This window comes from Asaia krungthepensis NRIC 0535 (genome assembly GCF_025995175.1).
GTDB classification, from domain to species: domain Bacteria; phylum Pseudomonadota; class Alphaproteobacteria; order Acetobacterales; family Acetobacteraceae; genus Asaia; species Asaia krungthepensis.
On sequence record NZ_BAPV01000004.1, the window covers coordinates 374816 to 392757 of the forward strand.

Annotated in this window: 15 protein-coding genes and 1 tRNA gene; 6 read left to right on the forward strand and 10 right to left on the reverse strand. The window is 61.0% G+C overall.

From position 1 onward, the window contains the following. Positions 1–408: 408 nt before the first annotated feature. The gene (locus tag AA0535_RS04180) at positions 409–1071 is read left to right on the forward strand and encodes a CPBP family intramembrane glutamic endopeptidase (protein ID WP_264814626.1); all 663 of its coding nucleotides are present in this window, start codon (positions 409–411) and stop codon (positions 1069–1071) included. A 92-nt stretch (positions 1072–1163) separates the two neighbouring features. On the opposite strand, the gene AA0535_RS04185 is transcribed toward AA0535_RS04180, so the two are convergent. Then, entirely contained in the window at positions 1164–2051 is an 888-nt protein-coding gene (locus AA0535_RS04185; protein WP_264814627.1) for an NAD(P)-dependent oxidoreductase, read from the reverse strand. 103 nt (positions 2052–2154) lie between these two features. Between AA0535_RS04185 and AA0535_RS04190 the strand changes: the two genes are divergently transcribed. Further along, the gene (locus AA0535_RS04190) at positions 2155–2934 is read left to right on the forward strand and encodes an AraC family transcriptional regulator (RefSeq protein ID WP_264814628.1); all 780 of its coding nucleotides are present in this window, start codon (positions 2155–2157) and stop codon (positions 2932–2934) included. A gap of 3 nt (positions 2935–2937) precedes the next feature. Here AA0535_RS04190 and AA0535_RS04195 read toward each other — a convergent pair whose 3' ends face one another. The 7 genes from AA0535_RS04195 to argC form a co-directional block, all read right to left on the reverse strand. Next, complete coding sequence (locus AA0535_RS04195) at positions 2938–4386, reverse strand: sugar porter family MFS transporter (RefSeq protein WP_264814629.1); 1449 nt, start codon at positions 4384–4386, stop codon at positions 2938–2940. 268 nt (positions 4387–4654) lie between these two features. Further along, positions 4655–5944, reverse strand: a complete 1290-nt coding sequence (locus tag AA0535_RS04200) for an adenylosuccinate synthase (protein WP_264814630.1) — start codon at positions 5942–5944, stop codon at positions 4655–4657. A gap of 12 nt (positions 5945–5956) precedes the next feature. Further along, positions 5957–7102: an ATP phosphoribosyltransferase regulatory subunit gene (locus tag AA0535_RS04205; protein ID WP_264814631.1), complete on the reverse strand. Its 1146-nt coding sequence runs from the start codon at positions 7100–7102 to the stop codon at positions 5957–5959. Further along, positions 7099–8259 carry a phosphoserine transaminase gene (locus AA0535_RS04210; RefSeq protein WP_264814632.1) on the reverse strand — a complete coding sequence of 387 codons (1161 nt, stop codon included), beginning with the start codon at positions 8257–8259 and terminating at the stop codon, positions 7099–7101. Before AA0535_RS04210 ends, AA0535_RS04205 begins: the two co-directional genes overlap by 4 nt. A 102-nt stretch (positions 8260–8361) precedes the next feature. Beyond that, positions 8362–8445, reverse strand: a tRNA-Leu gene (locus AA0535_RS04215). Positions 8446–8523: 78 nt separating this feature from the next. Continuing rightward, positions 8524–10419, reverse strand: a complete 1896-nt coding sequence (locus tag AA0535_RS04220; protein WP_264814633.1) for a putative bifunctional diguanylate cyclase/phosphodiesterase — start codon at positions 10417–10419, stop codon at positions 8524–8526. Positions 10420–10612: 193 nt separating this feature from the next. After that, positions 10613–11518: an N-acetyl-gamma-glutamyl-phosphate reductase gene (gene argC / locus AA0535_RS04225; RefSeq protein ID WP_264814634.1), complete on the reverse strand. Its 906-nt coding sequence runs from the start codon at positions 11516–11518 to the stop codon at positions 10613–10615. Between the two features lie 163 nt (positions 11519–11681). Between argC and AA0535_RS04230 the strand changes: the two genes are divergently transcribed. The 3 genes from AA0535_RS04230 to mazG all read left to right on the forward strand — a co-directional run bounded on the left by AA0535_RS04230 (position 11682) and on the right by mazG (position 14746). Beyond that, positions 11682–12962 (forward strand): amino acid permease, encoded by a 1281-nt coding sequence (locus tag AA0535_RS04230; RefSeq protein ID WP_264814635.1) that lies wholly within the window; start codon positions 11682–11684, stop codon positions 12960–12962. 54 nt (positions 12963–13016) lie between these two features. After that, positions 13017–13838, forward strand: a complete 822-nt coding sequence (locus tag AA0535_RS04235) for a class I SAM-dependent methyltransferase (protein ID WP_264814636.1) — start codon at positions 13017–13019, stop codon at positions 13836–13838. Positions 13839–13918: 80 nt separating this feature from the next. Beyond that, complete coding sequence (mazG, locus tag AA0535_RS04240) at positions 13919–14746, forward strand: nucleoside triphosphate pyrophosphohydrolase (protein WP_264814725.1); 828 nt, start codon at positions 13919–13921, stop codon at positions 14744–14746. A gap of 148 nt (positions 14747–14894) precedes the next feature. On the opposite strand, the gene AA0535_RS04245 is transcribed toward mazG, so the two are convergent. Together AA0535_RS04245 and AA0535_RS04250 are read right to left on the reverse strand one after the other, a co-directional pair. Next, positions 14895–16166 carry an autotransporter strand-loop-strand O-heptosyltransferase gene (locus tag AA0535_RS04245; protein WP_373319272.1) on the reverse strand — a complete coding sequence of 424 codons (1272 nt, stop codon included), beginning with the start codon at positions 16164–16166 and terminating at the stop codon, positions 14895–14897. A 203-nt stretch (positions 16167–16369) separates the two neighbouring features. Further along, positions 16370–17005: a TetR/AcrR family transcriptional regulator gene (locus tag AA0535_RS04250; protein ID WP_264814637.1), complete on the reverse strand. Its 636-nt coding sequence runs from the start codon at positions 17003–17005 to the stop codon at positions 16370–16372. A gap of 157 nt (positions 17006–17162) precedes the next feature. On the opposite strand from AA0535_RS04250, the gene AA0535_RS04255 reads away from it, so the two are divergent. After that, positions 17163–17909: a glucose 1-dehydrogenase gene (locus AA0535_RS04255; protein ID WP_264814638.1), complete on the forward strand. Its 747-nt coding sequence runs from the start codon at positions 17163–17165 to the stop codon at positions 17907–17909. The last annotated feature ends 33 nt before the right edge of the window (positions 17910–17942 follow it).

A 17942-nucleotide genomic window follows, 5' to 3' on the forward strand; every position in this document is an offset into this window, starting at 1 on the left:
GTCAACTCCCATTGTGGGATGAAGAGAATTAATACTTTATTATATTTATACTATTCTATCGATCATAAATATATCCCATTTTTGATTGCATTTCGCTTTCGTATTCACGACCCATATTTCCCGTCTCAAGGCCAATTTCCCCCTCCATCGCGATTGATGTCTGGAATGCCACCAACGCGCGACACGATTACTGTCCCGGAGATCATTTGCCCCCCTCCGCAGAGGGATGACGGAAATCGTTACACGATCCTGCTCTCGACTGCTCAGCACGAGGAAGCGGCAGCCGCGTTTTGCATCCGGCCTGACAGGATGGCGGCACATCGATCGTCGTTCGTCTGCCACACAGGAACTCATCACTCCATCTGGGCATTGAGACGGCATGGTCGACATCCTGCCTGAGGGGGCGATATGACGCAGACTGTGCACAGTAACGTGGCCGCTTCTTCCGCTAGGCCGCCATGGCGCTCGGGATTTGAGTTCGCGCTTCTCTTCGGCGGGGGCCCTTTGCTCATTCTGGCCGCTCGACGTCCGTTGCTGCTTTTCGTTTTGCTCTGGGGCGCGGCCCTCGTCGCCGCATGGTTCATACGTGGCAAACGGGCCCTTCCTCATCATCCCCTGCGCGAGATCAGCGCTGTCATTGCGCGCTTCCTTTTTCTGGGCTTGTTGCTGACCCTTCTGTGCTGGCTGCTCTCACCCGCCCATTTTCTGGAATTGCCCCGGCAACGACCGCGGTTCTGGCTGATCCTGATGGTGCTTTATCCGTTGCTTTCGGTATGGCCACAGGAGGTTCTTTATCGTCAGTTCCTGTTCTCGCGATACGCCGCGTTGTTCAGGACGCCTTCACAGCGTATTGCGGCGAGTGCCGTCGCTTTCGGTTTTGCCCATGTCATCTTCCTGAACTGGATCGCCATTGCGCTGACCGTCGCTGGCGGCCTTCTGTTTGCGCGCGATTATGAGCGTCACCGCTCTTTGCGTCTTTCCTGCCTCGAACATAGTCTTTTCGGCTGCCTGATCTTCACACTGGGCATGGGCCGCTATTTCTATACCGGTGCAGCATGGCATCACGGATGAGCGTCTGGGGGAGGCTCGGAGGGCCTCGCCGTCTGCTACGGCACGAAGCCCAGCATTCATCCCCCGGCCTCCGCTCCGGCCCCCTTATGGGTTCAGCGTGGTTTCAGGCCCGCTTCCTGACGCACCCTCTCCTGAAGCACGACGAAATCGCGTCCCGAATCCCCGGCAGCGACAGAAGCCAGAAGCCGGTCACGCATCACCGAAGCAAAGGGGAGCGGGACTTTCTGCTCGCTACCCGCAGCGAGGAACATCGCAACATCCTTGAGCCCTAGAGTGACCGGAGCACCGGGATGGTCATAATCCTGCTCCACCATCAGCTTTCCGTAATTGCGATGCACCGGAGCGGTATAGAAGCTGTTGGTCATGATCTCGAACATCATTGCAGGATCGGTGCCCAGCTTTTCGTTCAGCGTGAAGACCTCGGCCATCTGCTCAATCGTGGAGTAGATCATGAAATTGAGGGAGAGCTTGACGAGATTGGCCTGAACCGGGTCCGATCCGGCGATGAAGACCCGCTGACCGAGGCGCTCGAACAGGGGCATGGCGCGCTCGATCTGCACCGCCTCGCCCGCGGCGATGACATATAATGAGCCGTCCTGCGCCGCGGGCGGACGCCCAAGGACATTGGCCGTGACATAGGCCTGACCACGCTCCCCGTGGCCATCGCGCAGTCTGCGCGCCTGTTCGAGTGAGAGCGTGCTGCAACAGATATGCAGGCCGCCCTCGCGCAGGCCTTCGGCGATACCGTGTGCACCGAAACTCGCTTCCTGGGTCGTGGCATCGTCGAACAGCATCGAGAACACGATGTCGCAGCGTCTGGCGAGGTCTGCCGGCGTTTCCGCAACGAATGCGCCCACCCGCTCGAGCGCATCGGCCTTGGACCTCGTGCGGTTCCAGACGGTCAGATCATGTCCCGCCTGCTGCAGGCGCCTGGCCATGGCTTCTCCCATAGCGCCAAGACCGACAAATCCGATATCCATGATGTCTCTCCCTCACCCGGGGCTCTGCCAAACCGAAAGCCCATGCCGGATACTAACCACGGTCGATTTGGCGCTCTGCCGCTTCTGCGCCATAAAAAGACTCATGTGCGCCAAACCCTGCATGAGCCCGACCGAGATCGAGAGCCAAACCGGGTTCTGGCTCCTGGGCGGCTCCATGGCGCAGACCACACGCCGGACCGCCGCGCGCCATTCCCATGATCGCGGGCAGATCTTCGGCATCAGTTCGGGCCTCATGGCGCTCCGCACGGAGCAAGCCTATTGGCTGATCGGCCCCGGGCAGTTCCTCTGGCTCCCGCCTTTTGTCGCCCATGATGCCCGATCGCACGGAGCTGTGGAGGGCTGGAGCCTCTATCTTGACCCTGCGCGTTGCAGAAATCTCCCGGCAACGCCGTTCATGGCGCAGGGATCGGCTTTGCTGAACGCACAGGCGGAGAGGCTGGCGCGCGATACAAGACAAAGCCCGGTTTCAGATAGAACCGCGCGTCTTGCCGAAACATTATGGGACGAATTCATCGCATTGCCGCGTGAGGATACTGCTCTGCCCCTACCCCGCGATGAGAGGCTCAGGCGAGTCACCACCATTCTTTCCAGTGACCCGGCGGATCGACGCAGCCAGACCGACTGGGCCCGTCTGGCGGGGATGTCGCCGCGCTCCTTCGTGAGGCACTTCAGCCAGGATACGGGAATTGGCTTTGGCGCGTGGCGGCAGAAACTGCGTATCCTCAATGCGCGCGAACGTCTGGCACGAGGCGAGCGCGTGACCCAAGTCGCCCTTGCGGTGGGCTATGAAAGCCAGGGCGCCTTTGCCGCCGCCTTCAAGGCACTGACCGGGATGAGCCCGGGACGTTACCCTTCCTCCTGAGCTTCAGTTTCGGCCATGGGAGAGGAAGTCACCCTCATGCAGGCTGCGCTCGATCGCCTCGAGTGAGCGGCCTCTGGTCTCCGGCACATAGTGGCGGATGAACAGCCAGCCGAGACTGGTCATGCCGGCGAAAAGAATGAACGTGCCGGACACGCCGATCAGGGAGATGATCGACAGGGTGACAAGCGAGATCAGCAGATCGAACGACCAGTGCGAGATCGTGACCAGTCCCATGCCCTTGCCGCGCACCGACAGGGGGAAGACCTCGGCCCCCACCAGCCAGAGCGACGCGTTGATGCTGCCCAGCGTGCACAACACATAAACCAGCAGCCCACCCACTGCGAGGAACTTGCCCATACCGCGCGGGTCCCCGCCGAGGAAAACAACGGCGAGCACGGTGAGCGCCAGAATGGAGCCCGGCAGAACGCGAAGCATCAGGCGGCGGCGCCCCCAGTGATCGACTGCCCAGAAGCCGAAAACCGTTGCGATGGTGATGGTCACACCGATGGCAATCGAAATCAGCAAGGCTGAATTGCGGTCAAATCCGGCCCCCGCCAGAATGGTGGGTGCGTAGGTCAGCACGGCATTCGTGCCGGTGATCTGGCTGAACATGGCCAGGCCGGTTCCTGCAATGAGGGCAGGCCGCATCCGCCGCGAGAGGAGCAGGCGCCAGCTCCCTGTCTCCCCCGTCGCTCCCTGGATATCACGCATCTCCGCCTCCGGGTCTTCGTCGGGGCCGCGCAGCGACCGCAGGATCCGGATCGCCTCGGCAGCATGGCCTTTCGAGGCAAGGAAGCGTGGGCTCTCCGGAAGGAAGATCATGCCGATCATGAGCAGCAATGCCGGAATGGCCCCCAGCAGGAACATCATGCGCCAGTCACCCCCACGACTGAAGAGTCTGATCAGCAGAGGATCGTCGCTCAACGCCCAGCCTATGAGTGACGAGAGAAGCACCCCGCCCACAATCGCCAGCTGAAACAGCAGGACCAGCCTGCCCCTGCGGGCTGCCGGGGCCAGTTCGGCAATATAGACCGGCACAATCTGGCTGGCCCCGCCAACCGCGAGCCCGAGCACGACGCGTGTGAGGGTCAGTTCAGCGGGTGACATGGCCAGAGCCGAACCGATCGACCCGATCAGGAAAAGTGCGCCAGCGAGCGCCACGACCGGGCGCCGCCCCCAGCGGTCTGAAAGCGGCCCCGCCCCCATGCACCCCAGCAAGGCTCCGGCCACCATCCCGGCAGCGATCGCCTGCTTGCCCAATGTGCCAAGCGGGAAACTGTCTCCCAGCGTCAGGAGTGCCGCCGAGATGATCCCCTGATCGTAGCCAAAAAGAATGCCCGCAAGTCCCGCCACGCAGGAAGCGATGAAGACGCGTTGCCGTCCCTTCGTGTCGAGCGGCTTTGGGGTGGAGTGCGCGGTTGCGTTATCCTTGCGCGATGCTGCGGGGTGCATGATGGCTCCTGTCCTGACCGCCGCCTTTGCGCGGCATTACAGGAAGGTAACAATCATATTCTTTCGGTTTGAAAGACACGTTTTCGTGCTGAAACCTCTCCCCCGAGACCCCGAGCCGCGTTGCCGCCATCTCCTGACCCGATAATCTGGCCAGCACCTTCGCCGTTTTTCTCGCCTCGAAGCTTAGAAAGCAGACACAAAAAAAACCCCGCCGGTCAGGGCGAGGTTTTCTTGGGGGGTGTTTCGCCTGAGCGGAACCTGTTCCCGATCAATCCTCGAAAGGGTCGCGCATCAGAATGGTGTCGTCACGTTCAGGACTGGTCGAAAGCAGCGTCACAGGAGCCTCGATCAGTTCCTCGATACGACGGATATACTTGATGGCGGCAGCAGGCAGATCGGCCCAGCTACGCGCCCCAAAGGTCGTTTCCTGCCAGCCGGGCATCGATTCCAGAACCGGCTTCAGACGCGCCTGTGCGGCGGGGCTGGACGGGAAGGAGGTGATGACCTCGCCGTCCAGTTCATAGCCCACGCAGATCTTCACTTCCTCGAAGCCGTCGAGCACGTCGAGCTTGGTCAGGGCGATGCCGCTGACACCGCCAACACGCGCAGCGCGGCGCACCAGTACGGCGTCGAACCAGCCGCAACGGCGCGCACGGCCCGTCACTGTGCCGAATTCGCGCCCACGTTCGCCCAGATCCTGCCCGACCTGATCGAACAGCTCGGACGGGAACGGCCCCTCGCCCACGCGGGTGGTGTAGGCCTTCGCAATACCGAGCACGAAACCCACCGTACCGGGGCCAACCCCGCTGCCGCTGGCCGCAACTGCCGCAACGGTGTTGGAACTGGTGACGAAGGGATAGGTGCCATGGTCGACATCGAGCATGACGGCCTGCGCACCTTCGAACAGGATGCGACGACCGGCGCGACGCGCCTCGTCCAGGCGTTCCCAGACCGAGCAGGCGAAGGGCAGCACACGCGGGGCCAGCTTCGCCAGATGATCCAGGATTTCCTGCTTCGTGAAAGTCGGCGCGCCGAGACCAGCCAGAAGCGTGTTGTGATGGAGCAGCAGCTCATCGAGCTTCCAGTCCAGCGTTTCGGGCTCCGAGAGATCGCACAGACGAATGGCGCGACGCGCGACCTTGTCCTCATAGGCAGGGCCGATACCGCGCCCCGTGGTACCGATCTTGCGGTCGCCGCGTGCCGCCTCGCGGGCGCGATCGGTCGCGACATGCAGCGGCAGGATGAGCGGCACGTTATCCGCGACCCACAGCGTCTCGGGATTGACCACCAGACCCTGGGCGGAAACACGGTCGATTTCGGCCAGCAGCGCCTCGGGATCGACCACGACGCCATTACCGATCACGCCCGTCTTGCCACGAACCAGACCGGAAGGCAGGAGGGAGAGCTTGTAGACCTGATCGCCGACCACGAGTGTATGACCGGCATTATGGCCGCCCTGAAAGCGGACGACGATATCCGCACGGCTGGCCAGCCAGTCCACGATCTTTCCCTTGCCTTCGTCACCCCACTGGGTGCCGATGACGGTGACGTTGGACATGCTCTTTTCCTTTTACAGCGTGATGAGTTCGTCGGCGACGAAAACGAAGGTACAATTCAGGCGCTGCGCTTCGGCAGACAGGTCCTCGACGGGCTCGAGACCGGCCACGGTAGCGTACCCCTCCTCCCGCAGCCGCGCCGCGCCGGGTGAATCCTGCATCTCGGCGGCAATATAGACGCGTGGGCGCAGAATGATGGGACGGGCCGCACGCAGCAGCACCTCAGGGCGGAAAGTCAGACCGCAGGCCGGTTCCTCTCCCTGCGCCTGATAGCGACCGCCACGCCCCAGTTCTTCGCGCTGGCTCTTGGCAAAGACGGTCATGCAAACACCCGTGTGATACTGCCAGCCCCGGAACTCGGCGGGATCGACCGTCAGACGCAATGCGGGTGCGCGGGCATGAAGCATGCGCACAACGGCCATCAGACGCTCGGCATGGATACGGATCTCGGGTGGGAGGTCGAGTTTTTCCAACAGCAGCAGCGCCGCTGCGGAAGGACCGCAAGCCTCGACCAGTGCCGTAAGCACCGAGGCGACCGGCCCGCCCAGCTCGGCCACAGCAGCAATATCCTTGCGATCGAGCGCATGAACGAGTTGTGCACGCCGCGTCCCGGTATAGCCCGAAAGCGCCACAAGTGCCTGAACGAGCGCCGGGCAGGAGAGATCGAAGGAATAATCCTCGATCCCGAGCTTTTCGAGCGCCTCAGCCGCAATCAGCACGACTTCGCAATCCGCCTCGACGGAATCCACACCAATCAGCTCGATCCCGGCCTGACTGATCTGACGCTCGCCTTCGCGCCCGGGACTTCCGACGAGAATGCATGACCCGGCATAAGACAGACGCAGAGGACGCGATGTGCCAGCCAGCCGCGTGGCGGCAATACGCGCGATCTGGGTGGTCATGTCCGGGCGTAGCGCCATCATGCGCCGGGAATCCGGGTCCATCAGACGAAAAGTCTGCTCCTCGAGCGCTTGGCCCGCGCCATGGAGCAACGAGGTTTCGAATTCCAGCAAGGGGGGGCGTACCCGTTCATAACCATGGGCGGCGAACACATCCATGACGGATTCGATTCCCTGCGCCTCGGCCTCGGCCTCGTGCTGCAAAAGGTCGATGAACCCTGAGGGCAAAAGGGCGGTATCGGGCTCGTCGGTCAGTTTCATGCGGCGTATTCCATGCTGACACTCTCATAGGCCCAGTCGAGCCAGGGGAGAAGCGCCTCGATATCCTCGGCCTCGACCGTGGCCCCTCCCCAGATACGCAGACCGGGCGGCGCATCGCGATACGAGGCGAGGTCGTAACCCGCCCCCTCATCGGCAATCAGCCCCGTCAGGCGCTTGACGATTTTCTGCTGGGTATCGACAGCTTGGGCCGTGAACCAGGGGGCCGTAATACGCAGGCAGATGGACGTGGTCGAGCGCTGCGTAGGATCGCTGGCGAGAAATTCCACCCAGGATGTCTCAGCAACCCAGCGTGCCACCACGTCGAGATTACGGCGTGAGCGTTCTTTGAGCGCCTTGAGTCCACCAATAGCGTCGGCCCAGCGCAACCCGTCGAGCGCATCCTCGACGCACAGCATTGAGGGTGTGTTGATGGTATCGCCTGAGAAGATGGCGTCGATCAGCCCCTTCTTGTTAGTCAGGCGGAAGATCTTGGGCAGGGGGCGAGGCGCGGCCTGTTCCAGACGCGCTACAGCACGGGGGCTGAGGGCGATCATGCCATGAGCGGCTTCACCACCCAGCGCCTTCTGCCACGACCATGTGACGACATCCAGGCGTTCCCACGGCAGATCCATCGCAAAGGCGGCCGAAGTGGCGTCGCAGATCACCAGCCCCTCATGCTGCGCCGGAATGCTGTCCGGGCCGGGCAGGCACACCCCCGAGGTCGTGCCGTTCCAGGTCAGGACCACGTCATGCGACCAGTCGACACGGGCCAGGTCCGGCAGTTCTCCGTAAGGGGCTTCATGGACAGTCAGGTTATCGAGCTTGAGCACATCGCGCAGGTCCTGCGCCCAAAGCCCAGAGAAGCTCTCGAAGGAAAGCACATCGATAGGGCGCTCCCCTGCGAGCGCCCAGAGGATCATCTCCACAGCGCCGGTATCGGAGGCCGGAACGATACCGATCTTCCAGTCCGAAGGGGCTCCGAGCAGGGCATGAGACCGGTCGATCACGTCCTTCAGCCGCGCCCGCCCCTCAGCCGCGCGATGCGAGCGGCCCAGCAGGGCGCCATCGAGCGCGTTCAGCGTCCAGCCCGGGCGCTTGGCGCAGGGACCGGAGGAAAAGAACGGACGGGCAGGTTTCTGAACGGGACGTTGGGGCATGATCGGTCCGGCAAACTCCAGGAAAGTTTGCGAGATATGCCGGAGGCAGACCCACAGGCGCAAGTCACGGCCCGGTCACTCACCTGTTTTCGGTGAAAAATCTGGTACGAGAGGGGGGATTCGAACCCCCATGCCTTGCGGCGGTCGATTTTGAGCCGACTACGTCTACCGTTCCGTCACTCTCGCCTGATGGCCGGATTGTTAGCGGGGTTCGATGGAAAAGGCAATTGATACGCGTCAGCCCCAAACCCTCTGTCCCCCCATTCAGACGGGGAGGCAGGGCGTCTCGGAAAGAAGTCGCGCGAATTCTGTCGAGGCAATGGGCGGCGAAAAGTAATAGCCCTGCCCGATGGGACATCCGATGCGCTGCAGAATGGCCAGTTGGGCCGGGGTTTCGATCCCCTCCGCCACCACATCGACGGAAATCGCCTCACCAAATCGAATGATGGCTTCGACGATGACTTCCATCGAGGGGTCCGTGCAGATCTGCTTGATGAAGCTCCGGTCGATCTTGATGGAGGAGACAGGAAAATCCCGCAGAAACCCGAGCGAGGAATAGCCTGTGCCGAAATCATCGAGCGTGATCCGCATGCCAGCGCGCCTCAGCAGCGTCAGGGCACGGTGAATATAATGCGCGCTGTTCTGGTACAGGACATGTTCGGTCAGTTCGAGCTCGATCAGCTGCGCCGAGAGACCGTAGCGATCAAGTCGTGCGAGCAGCTTCTCGGCATAGTCATCCTGCATGAATTCGACAGGGGCCACATTGATGGAAATATGAGGCGGCATGATCCCATCGCGCTGCCATGAGACGATATCCTGAAAGACGCGATCATGCACCCGTGCCGAAACACGCGTCGCCAGATCATACGACCTGAAAATTTCCGGAAAAGCTTCTGGCCCGGCATTGGCAACCTTGTCTCCATACCAGCGCATCAGGGCTTCAGCTCCGATGATCCGCCCGTCAGCCATGGCCACCTTCGCCTGATAGACCGGGTAAATCAGGTCATCGCGCAAAAGCCGCCGTATAAGATTGGATTGCGCCGTTACACCATCACCCGCCTTGACCATGGACCGGTCGAATAATCTGAATCCGCCGCGCCCATGGGCTTTCACGTCATTGGCGGCCAGAAGGGCGTGATGTTGCAGATCGGCCAGGGTCCGGCCATCGCGCGGGAAGAGAGCCGCCCCTATGCTCAAGCCGAAAGTGATCTGCTGCGCCCCTATACGGATCGGCAGATCGACAAAACTGAGCAAGGCCTGAGCGTGAGCGGCGAGCGTTTCAGGGATCACATCACCGACAATCAGCACGGAGAACTCGTCGTCTCCGCTGCGCGTCATCATCCCCTCTCCTGCCGTGAGCAGGGTCAGCCTGTCCGCGACAAGGGTGAGCACCAGATCGCCGATCTCGCGTCCATACAGATCGTTGAGATCGCCGAGGTAATCGATGTCGATCAGAAGGAAACCGAGCGATTGTCCCTTGCCGAGAGCCGCTGCCAGTGTCTCTTCGGCCCGAGCGGCAAAAGCGCGCCAGTTTGGCAATCCCGTCAGCCTGTCACGGTCGATCCCCTGATCGTCACGGCCGGATAAATCATCCCTGAGCGCACGGAAGAAATGCCTCGGGCCATGCTCTGAGCCGCCCGTTTTGGCAGCGTTATTCGCTAAGACCGGCACTGAAGGGGTGATCGAACTGACGGTCCCGTTCACTGCGGGTCCGTCCAGACTCCGCGTGTCAACCAATGCTTTCGGAGCTGCATCGCCCGTCATATGGGGGCTTGAAAGCGAGGAAGCTGCATTGAGAAGGGGAAAATCTGCCTCAGGGTGACCGAAGAGGAGCCATCCCCCCCCTTCACCGACGCCAAGCTTCTGCCAGTGCAGATCGGTTTGTACCGGAACGCCGTCGTGATGACGCAGCCTCACGTCGTGATGTCTGCAGGAAGAGCCGGGCATCGCGCAAAAGACAGACGCTTCACCTGGCGGCGTATCGAGCAGATCTGTCCAGGGGATGGGATGCTCAGGCTGACCGAGGCCCGAGAACCTGCCCCAGTTCGTGTTCAGAAAGGAAACCTGCCCGTCCGGCTCGACATGGCAGACCAGCAGAGGAAGCCAGTCAAGGACATGGCTGCCGGAATGAGGCAGGAGAGGCTGAGGCGTTTTCCTCATTCGCCCGTTGTCCTTTCAGCCGAGCGCGCCCGGCGCTCCGGCCGGACAAACCGGATGACAGGCGGAAGCGTCTCCTTCAACACCGTTTCGCCCTCACCGTTTCTGTAACGATATCGAACCATGCGCTTTGCCTGCCTCACAAGCCCGTGAGGCAGGCATATCTGATGTTCCGAAGGGGCGAAATGATGGCAGATCAGTCCTTCAGTCCCCCCATCAGGCGAATATTCTGCAAGGCAGCACCCGCTGCCCCCTTGCCCAGATTGTCCAGCCTTGCCGTCAGAAGAACATGCCGCCAGGTTTCGTTCCCGTGGACACGCAGTTCCATCTCGTCATGATCTGCCAGACCGGCAGCGTCGAGACGGGGGAGATCATCCGCAATCACCGAGACATGCGATGATCGGGCGTAATGCGCGCGCAGACAGGCCTCGATATCCGAAATCCTGACATAGCCGGGCAGATCGGCCAGATGGAGCGGGATCGAGACGATCATCCCCTGAGGGAAATGCCCGATAGACGGAACGAAAAGCGGCCGACGCGTGAGCCCCGCATAGCGCATGATCTCAGGCACATGTTTGTGCTCCAGCCCGAGCCCGTAAAGCTCGAATGCAGGACCGTTGTTCTTTTCATGCGCCTCTATCTCGGTACGACCCCCACCACTATAGCCGCTCACGGCATTGATGGTGACCGGGTGGTCCGCAGGGACAAGACCTGCTGCGATGAGAGGGCGCAACAGGGCGGTGGCCCCGGTTGGGTAGCATCCAGGATTGGAGACACGACGCGCCCTGGCAATCCGGGATTCCTGTTCCTCCCCAAGCTCGGGAAAGCCGTAAACCCATTCCGGATCAACGCGATGGGCCGTACTGGCATCGAGAATGCGGAGATGGTCGAGTCCCGCGGCCAGAGCCACAGCCTCGCGCGCCGCATCATCGGGCAGGCAGAGGATCACAAGATCGGCACTCTGCATGAGCTCGAGCCGCGCCTCGGGCTCCTTTCGCCTTGCGGGATCGATCAACAGAATCTCGACCGGCAGTGAACGCAGGCGCTCCCTAATGCCCAGTCCAGTCGTACCAGCCTCACCGTCGATGAAGACCCTAACCATCAATTCGTTCCCTCACTAAAATATTCCATCTGGACGAAGTAAGCATTTGCATGGCTTTGTCCAACATATGATGGATAAAGATAAGCTTTCACACCAAGGTTTTTCTCGCGAGGGTGAACCGCCTCTTTTGCATGGCGGCAAGCTCAAGGATCGCCACATCGCCATGATCGCGCTCGGCGGCGTGATCGGTGCAGGACTGTTCATCGGCAGTTCGGCCGCCATCGCCCAGGCCGGGCCAGCCATCCTGCTCACCTATATCGGCACCGGTCTTCTCGTCGTTATCGTCATCCGGATGCTTGGCGAGATGCTTCTCGCCCGTCCAGGCATCGGCACATTCATCGATTGCATACGAACCGCTCACGGCAACTGGGCCGGCTTTCTCTCGGGCTGGCTCTACTGGCTGTTCTGGGTGGTGACGATCGGTGCCGAGGCGATCGGCGGCGCTATTGCCCTGCAGGACTGGTTTGCCCTGCCCGTCTGGATTCTGGCCCCCTTCCTCATCATCGCCGTCAACCTGATCAATCTGGTTTCGGTACGCGTGTTCGGAGAATGCGAATTCTGGCTTTCGCTCATCAAGGTTGCAACCATCATCGCCTTCTGCGCTCTGGGGCTCCTCAGCCTGAGCCATTTCATCGGCCCGCATCCCAGGATCGTGCACAACGTCTACAGCCATGATGGATTCTTCCCTCATGGATGGGGCGCCATCCTGGCCACAGTGCCTACCGTACTGTTCTCGATGATCGGCTCTGAATCCGCGACCGTTGCCGCCGCAGAATCGGAAAACGCGGAGGAAAACCTTGCCCGTGTGACGCGCACCATCGGCGTGCGGGTCACATTGTTCTACGTCCTTTCCGTCATCCTGATCCTGACACTGGTTCCCTGGACCGAAATCGTCCCGGGCTACTCGCCCTTCGTGACCGTGATGCGCCATATCGGCATCCCGGGCGCTGCCACGCTGATGCAGATCGTGGTGTTCACCGCCATACTCTCCTGCCTCAATTCCAGCATCTACATCACGTCACGTACGCTGCGCGGGCTCGCCGAGCTCAATGATGCACCGGCATGGTTTGCCCGGCTCTCGAAAACGCAGGTGCCGCAGCGTGCCGTAACATTCTCGAGCATTGTGGGGCTCGGAGTCGCCTTCTGCTCCATCCTCTCGCCCAAGCTGATCTTCGCGTTCCTTCTGGGGGCCACTGGCGCCGTCATGCTGCTGATCTACGGCTTCATCGTATCGTCGCATCGTGTGCTTCGCCTTCAGGACCCGCAGAACCGCGCCTTCACCCTGCCTTTCGGCTCGGTCCTCAACCTCGGCACTCTGGCCGCCATCGGCCTCGTGGTTCTGGCCATGCTTGCCCAGCAGGCGCAGCGTCAGACTATTCTGGCAAGCCTGTCGAGCGTCGCCGTCATCATGGTTCTGTATGTCTTGTGCAAGCCGAAACGATAGGACAGACTTCAACCCATCCCGCGTGACGGGATGTTTTCAGACAGGACAGCCGGCATGACGTATTCCCGTATTCTCTCCGGCGTCCTTCTCGGCGCCACTCTTACAGCCGCAGCGGGCGTTTCCAGCTCTGGCCGCGCCCATGCGGCAGGCGCTCAAGGCGCTTCAAGCACTGCAATCGTCAAGCCCGACACAGCGCTTCTGGCATCGTCGAGCCGCCCGGAAACCGATCGCGCCCGCGATACCGCACGCAAGCCGCTCGAGCTTCTTTCTCTCGTTCCCTTGCCCAAGGGAGCGAAGATTGCCGATCTGATGCCCGGCAGCGGATATTTCACCCGCCTGCTGAGCCTGGAAACAGGGGAAAGCGGCCATGTCTATGCCGTGATCCCGGCCGAGATGGCGGCGCGCCATCCGAAGATGCCCCAGACCGCGCAGGCCATCGCTGCCGATCCGGCTTTCGGCAATGTGTCGGTCGTCGTGACGCCGATCGTCGATTTCCATGTCGCGCAGCCGCTGGATCTCGTCTGGACATCGCAGAACTACCACGATGTCTATGGCGGCATGGGGCCGGAAACGGCGCAGCGTATGGACAGGGCCATCTATCAGTCCCTGAAGCCCGGGGGATACTTCATGGTCATCGATCATGTTGCGCAAACCGGATCGGGAACGACCGCCCCCACAACGCTGCATCGCATCGATCCCGCCCTGATTCTCCAGCAGGTGGAGGGTGCCGGATTCCAGCTCGTGGCCAACAGCCCCGTACTGCACAACGCCCAGGACGATCACAGCCTTCCGGTTTTCGACAAGTCGATACGGGGCAATACGGACCAGGCCGTTTTCCTGTTCCGCAAACCTGCAGGCAAGGATAATGGAAACTGAGGCTGGCGCCGCCTATACTCCGGCCTGCCTGACGAAACGGACCGGAGACCGCCTTGACCACCCCGATTGCCCGACCAGACCTGTCCCGTAATTCGCATCCCGCTGCCTCTGACCCGTCGGATTCGGCAGCCCAGCTCGAGCGCCTGATCGGCATCATGATCCGCCTTCGCGATCCCGAGACAGGATGCGCGTGGGACAGGGTTCAGACCCATGAAACCATCGCCCCTTTCGCCATCGAGGAGGCCTATGAGGTGATGGATAGTATCGCACGCGAAGACTGGGAGTCCCTGCCGGACGAGCTGGGCGATTTGCTGTTACAGGTTGTCTATCAGGCACGGATTGCCGAGGAATCCGGTCGCTTCAGCTTCGCCGATGTGGCCCGCATGATTGGCGACAAGATGGTGCGCCGCCACCCCCATGTCTTTGCGGGAGAAACGCTCGACGCGGATCTGTGGGAGCGCAACAAGCAAGCCGAACGCAATGCCAGATCGGAACATGGCATCCTTGCTGGCATCGCCCCCGCCCTTCCCGCATTGATCAGGGCCGAGAAGCTCGGCAAACGCGCTGCGCGCGTCGGGTTCGACTGGGATACGCCCGAAGAGGTGCTCGAGAAAATCAACGAGGAACTCGGCGAGGTACGGGCTGAGCTTCCCGGCGGCGACAAGGCACGGCTCGAAGACGAGATCGGCGATGTCCTGTTCACCGTTGCATGCCTTGCGCGCAAGCTGGGTCTCGATCCCGAAGCCTGCCTGAGACAGGGCAATGCCAAATTCACCCGACGGATCGAAACCATGGAAGCCGTCCTTGCCGAGAGCGGCAATACGCTATCCGATCTCGACCTTGCCGCTCAGGAAGCCCTCTGGCGAGAGGTCAAGATCAGGCTCGCTGCGCTCGCGCAGGGTCATTGAGCTCAACCCCGGGCGAATTCACCCCGGCGGATCACGCTGTGCGACCGCGCCTTTGGCGGGCTGCCGCGCCATGCCCCGGTAGTCCAGTCCGGACGGGATGGTGGAGGCAGCATCATGGAATGCTGGCCTCCCTCCGTCCAATGAGCCTTCATGCGTCCAGGGCGAGAGCGATATTCTTGGTGACGACGTCTGTGGAGATCAGCCTCGAGCACTCAAACTGACGGTCGGTGTTGGCGTGCCTGGGGCACCACAGATAGTCGTTGTGATTGAACTGGTGCAGCGGGTCGTTCCAGCAGGAATTGCAGGAATGCCAGGAGATGACACGCCAGGGCGTATGAAACTCGTTGTTCGGATGCGTGAAGCCCGAGATCATCACTGTCTTGGTGCCAGTCGCCCAGGCCAGCCATGACAGTCCCGAACTGAGCCCGATGAACAGATCGGCATGTTTGAGCCAGCGCGCGCGCTCGGCCAGGGGCCGGTTGCCCGTCTGGTCTTCGGCACCGTTGGGAATATGGTTCCACACAATCCCGGTGCCGCTGAATGGCTTCTGATCGATACAGATCACGCGATAGCCGCGCGTTTTCAGGAATGCGATGACCCCAAGCCAACCACCGGGGTTGTTCCAGTATTTGCATTGCGCCGAGGCCTGAGTGGCGATGCACACATAGGGCTCGTCAATCGGACGCGTATCGTCCTCGATGGCGATCCGGGGCGCTTCCTCCGTGGGGTCGACCCCGAGAATATACCCGGCCGTACGATGCAGCCCGACATAACGGAAATCGCAGGGCTGGTGGATGTTCTCCTTGTCATCGAAAAACAGGCCGATGTTATAGGTGGCGTAGACCTGCGACCGAAGCGGACTCTTCTCGAAATCCTCTTTCGTGCTCAGTTCGATCCCGGGGTATTCGGGGGCGAAAAGCGGGATGAACACCTTCGCAAGTGTGCAGATAACACGCGCGCCGCTTTGCTCGGCAAAACGCGCGACATAAGGGAACCAGCCCAGCGTATCGCCCAGCGTACCTACCGGAAGCTGGACATGGACGATCTTGCCCCGCGCATCGAATTCATGATGCAGGATTTTCGTTTCGGTTCCATCGGGCGCGATACGCTCAACATCCACCGCGAAACGGATGTAGAATTTCTTTGTCGAGGAGAGATGCCCCTCTTCGAGCTCACCCTGAAAAATGATCGTCGAATTATCGAGATCGGTGAGTGTGGCGCGCCACCGACCCTCACCTGTTTTCGGGAGGAGAACGCGTGCGCCCCAGTTGAAATCGAAATGAATTCCCTGCCCCGCGTCATTCGTTGGCAGATCGGGCGGAAGAATATAGGGGTTAGGCATAGGCGCCGGCTGCGCCTGAACGACGGGCGGGGTCTGGGCCTCGGCTGCGGGCGTTTGGGCAGAGCTCTCACTGGACATGGGCCGCGTCGTCACCTTTTTCATAGCGTCAGGGGCGCAGAACGCCGGATACGTTCCGCGCATATCAACAGGATCACCGTTGACGAGTGGGTTTGCTATTTAAAACTCGGCAAGAAAGAGTTCAACGCGCGAGTGCCAAGGTTCTCTTTCAAATAATATCGCTCTCGTTACGGCTCAATACGCGATCAAGATCGGAATGAAAATCATTTTGATCTTGCACTCCCCTGAAGAACAGATGCGGCAAGAGACCCTATGTGCTGCAACTTTTCTCGACAGGCTCCGTCGCGTGCCTGAACGCCCATGCCGTTGATGACTGCACTGAAATAGGCGGCAAGCCCTGCACAGTCAGCATCTTCAGGCAGCTCGCCCATCCTCACACCATCGACAAGGCGTGCCTGCATAATCGCCTCGGCGCCATGGCGCTGGTCGATCAGCATCTGTCTGAGACGGGACTGAGCCGGGGAACACTGCGTCGCGGCCACGGCAATCATGCAGCCTGAGGGGGCATCGCGGCGTGTGAACGCGATCGCCGCTGCGTCGAGCATGGTCCGAAAGGCTGCTGCAACGCCACCATCGCTTTCAAGAGCCTGCGTGAACCACGCACCTTCACGCCGGGCATAGGCCTCGATCGCCTCCATATACAGCGCCTCCTTGCTGGCGAAGCTGTTATAGAAGCTCGAAGCACTGATCCCCATCACCCCGATCAGGTCATCGAAACTCGTGCCTTCATAGCCCCGGTCCCAGAACAGGGTCATGGCCTGGCTGAGGGCTGTCTCCCGATCGAAGGATGGGGGGCGGCCACGAGGGCGGCGCGGGGCGCATTCTTTTTTTGGTGTCATCGCTCCATAAATCCTTGAAACCCGCTTCAGGCTTCTCATATGCGTTATGTTGGAGCCATCGCTCCACAAATAAAGTCCTCCAGCCCCTCTTTCTTACACCTCTTTCCTTCCGCGCCGCAGAGCACCGGAGGGAGTATGTCGAACAGGCAGGATCATCATGAGCAAGCTTTCAGGAAAAGTCGCGGTCGTCACGGGTGCCTCCAAGGGCATCGGCACCGAAATCGCCCGGGCTCTGGCCAAAGCAGGCGCCGCTGTCGTGGTCAATTACGCTTCTGGCCGGGATGGTGCCGAAAAGCTGGTTGGGGCCATTACCGCAGAAGGCGGCAAGGCCGTTGCGGTTCAGGGCGATGTCTCGAAAAAGACAGGAGCCAGTGCCATCATCGACAAGGCGATCAAGAGTTTTGGCCGTCTCGACATCGTCGTGAACAATTCGGGCGTGTATGAATTTGCCGCCATCGAGGATATCACCGAAGAGCATTTCCACCGCATCTTCGACATCAATGTTCTCGGCACGCTTCTGGTGACGCAGGCGGCCAGCCCGCATCTTTCGGCGGGTAGCTCCATCATCAATATCAGCTCGGTCGTCACGCGTATCACCCCGGCCCAGACGGCTGTGTATAGCGGCACCAAGGGCGCTATCGATGCCATTACGGGCACCCTCGCTCGCGAGCTCGGCCCGCGCCAGATCAGGGTGAATGCCATCAATCCGGGTCTGATCAAGACAGAGGGCACCAACACTGCCAGCGTCATCGGCTCTGAAATGGAGAAGGCAATCATTGCCCAGACCCCGCTTGGGCGCACCGGCGAAGTCGAGGATATCGGGCCGCTTGCGGTCTTCCTGGCTTCCGAGGATGCGCGCTGGCTGACGGGTGAGACGCTCATCGCCTCGGGCGGCTTGCGCTGACTCTTTCCTGAGGGCCGGGAAGGGTATCCTCCC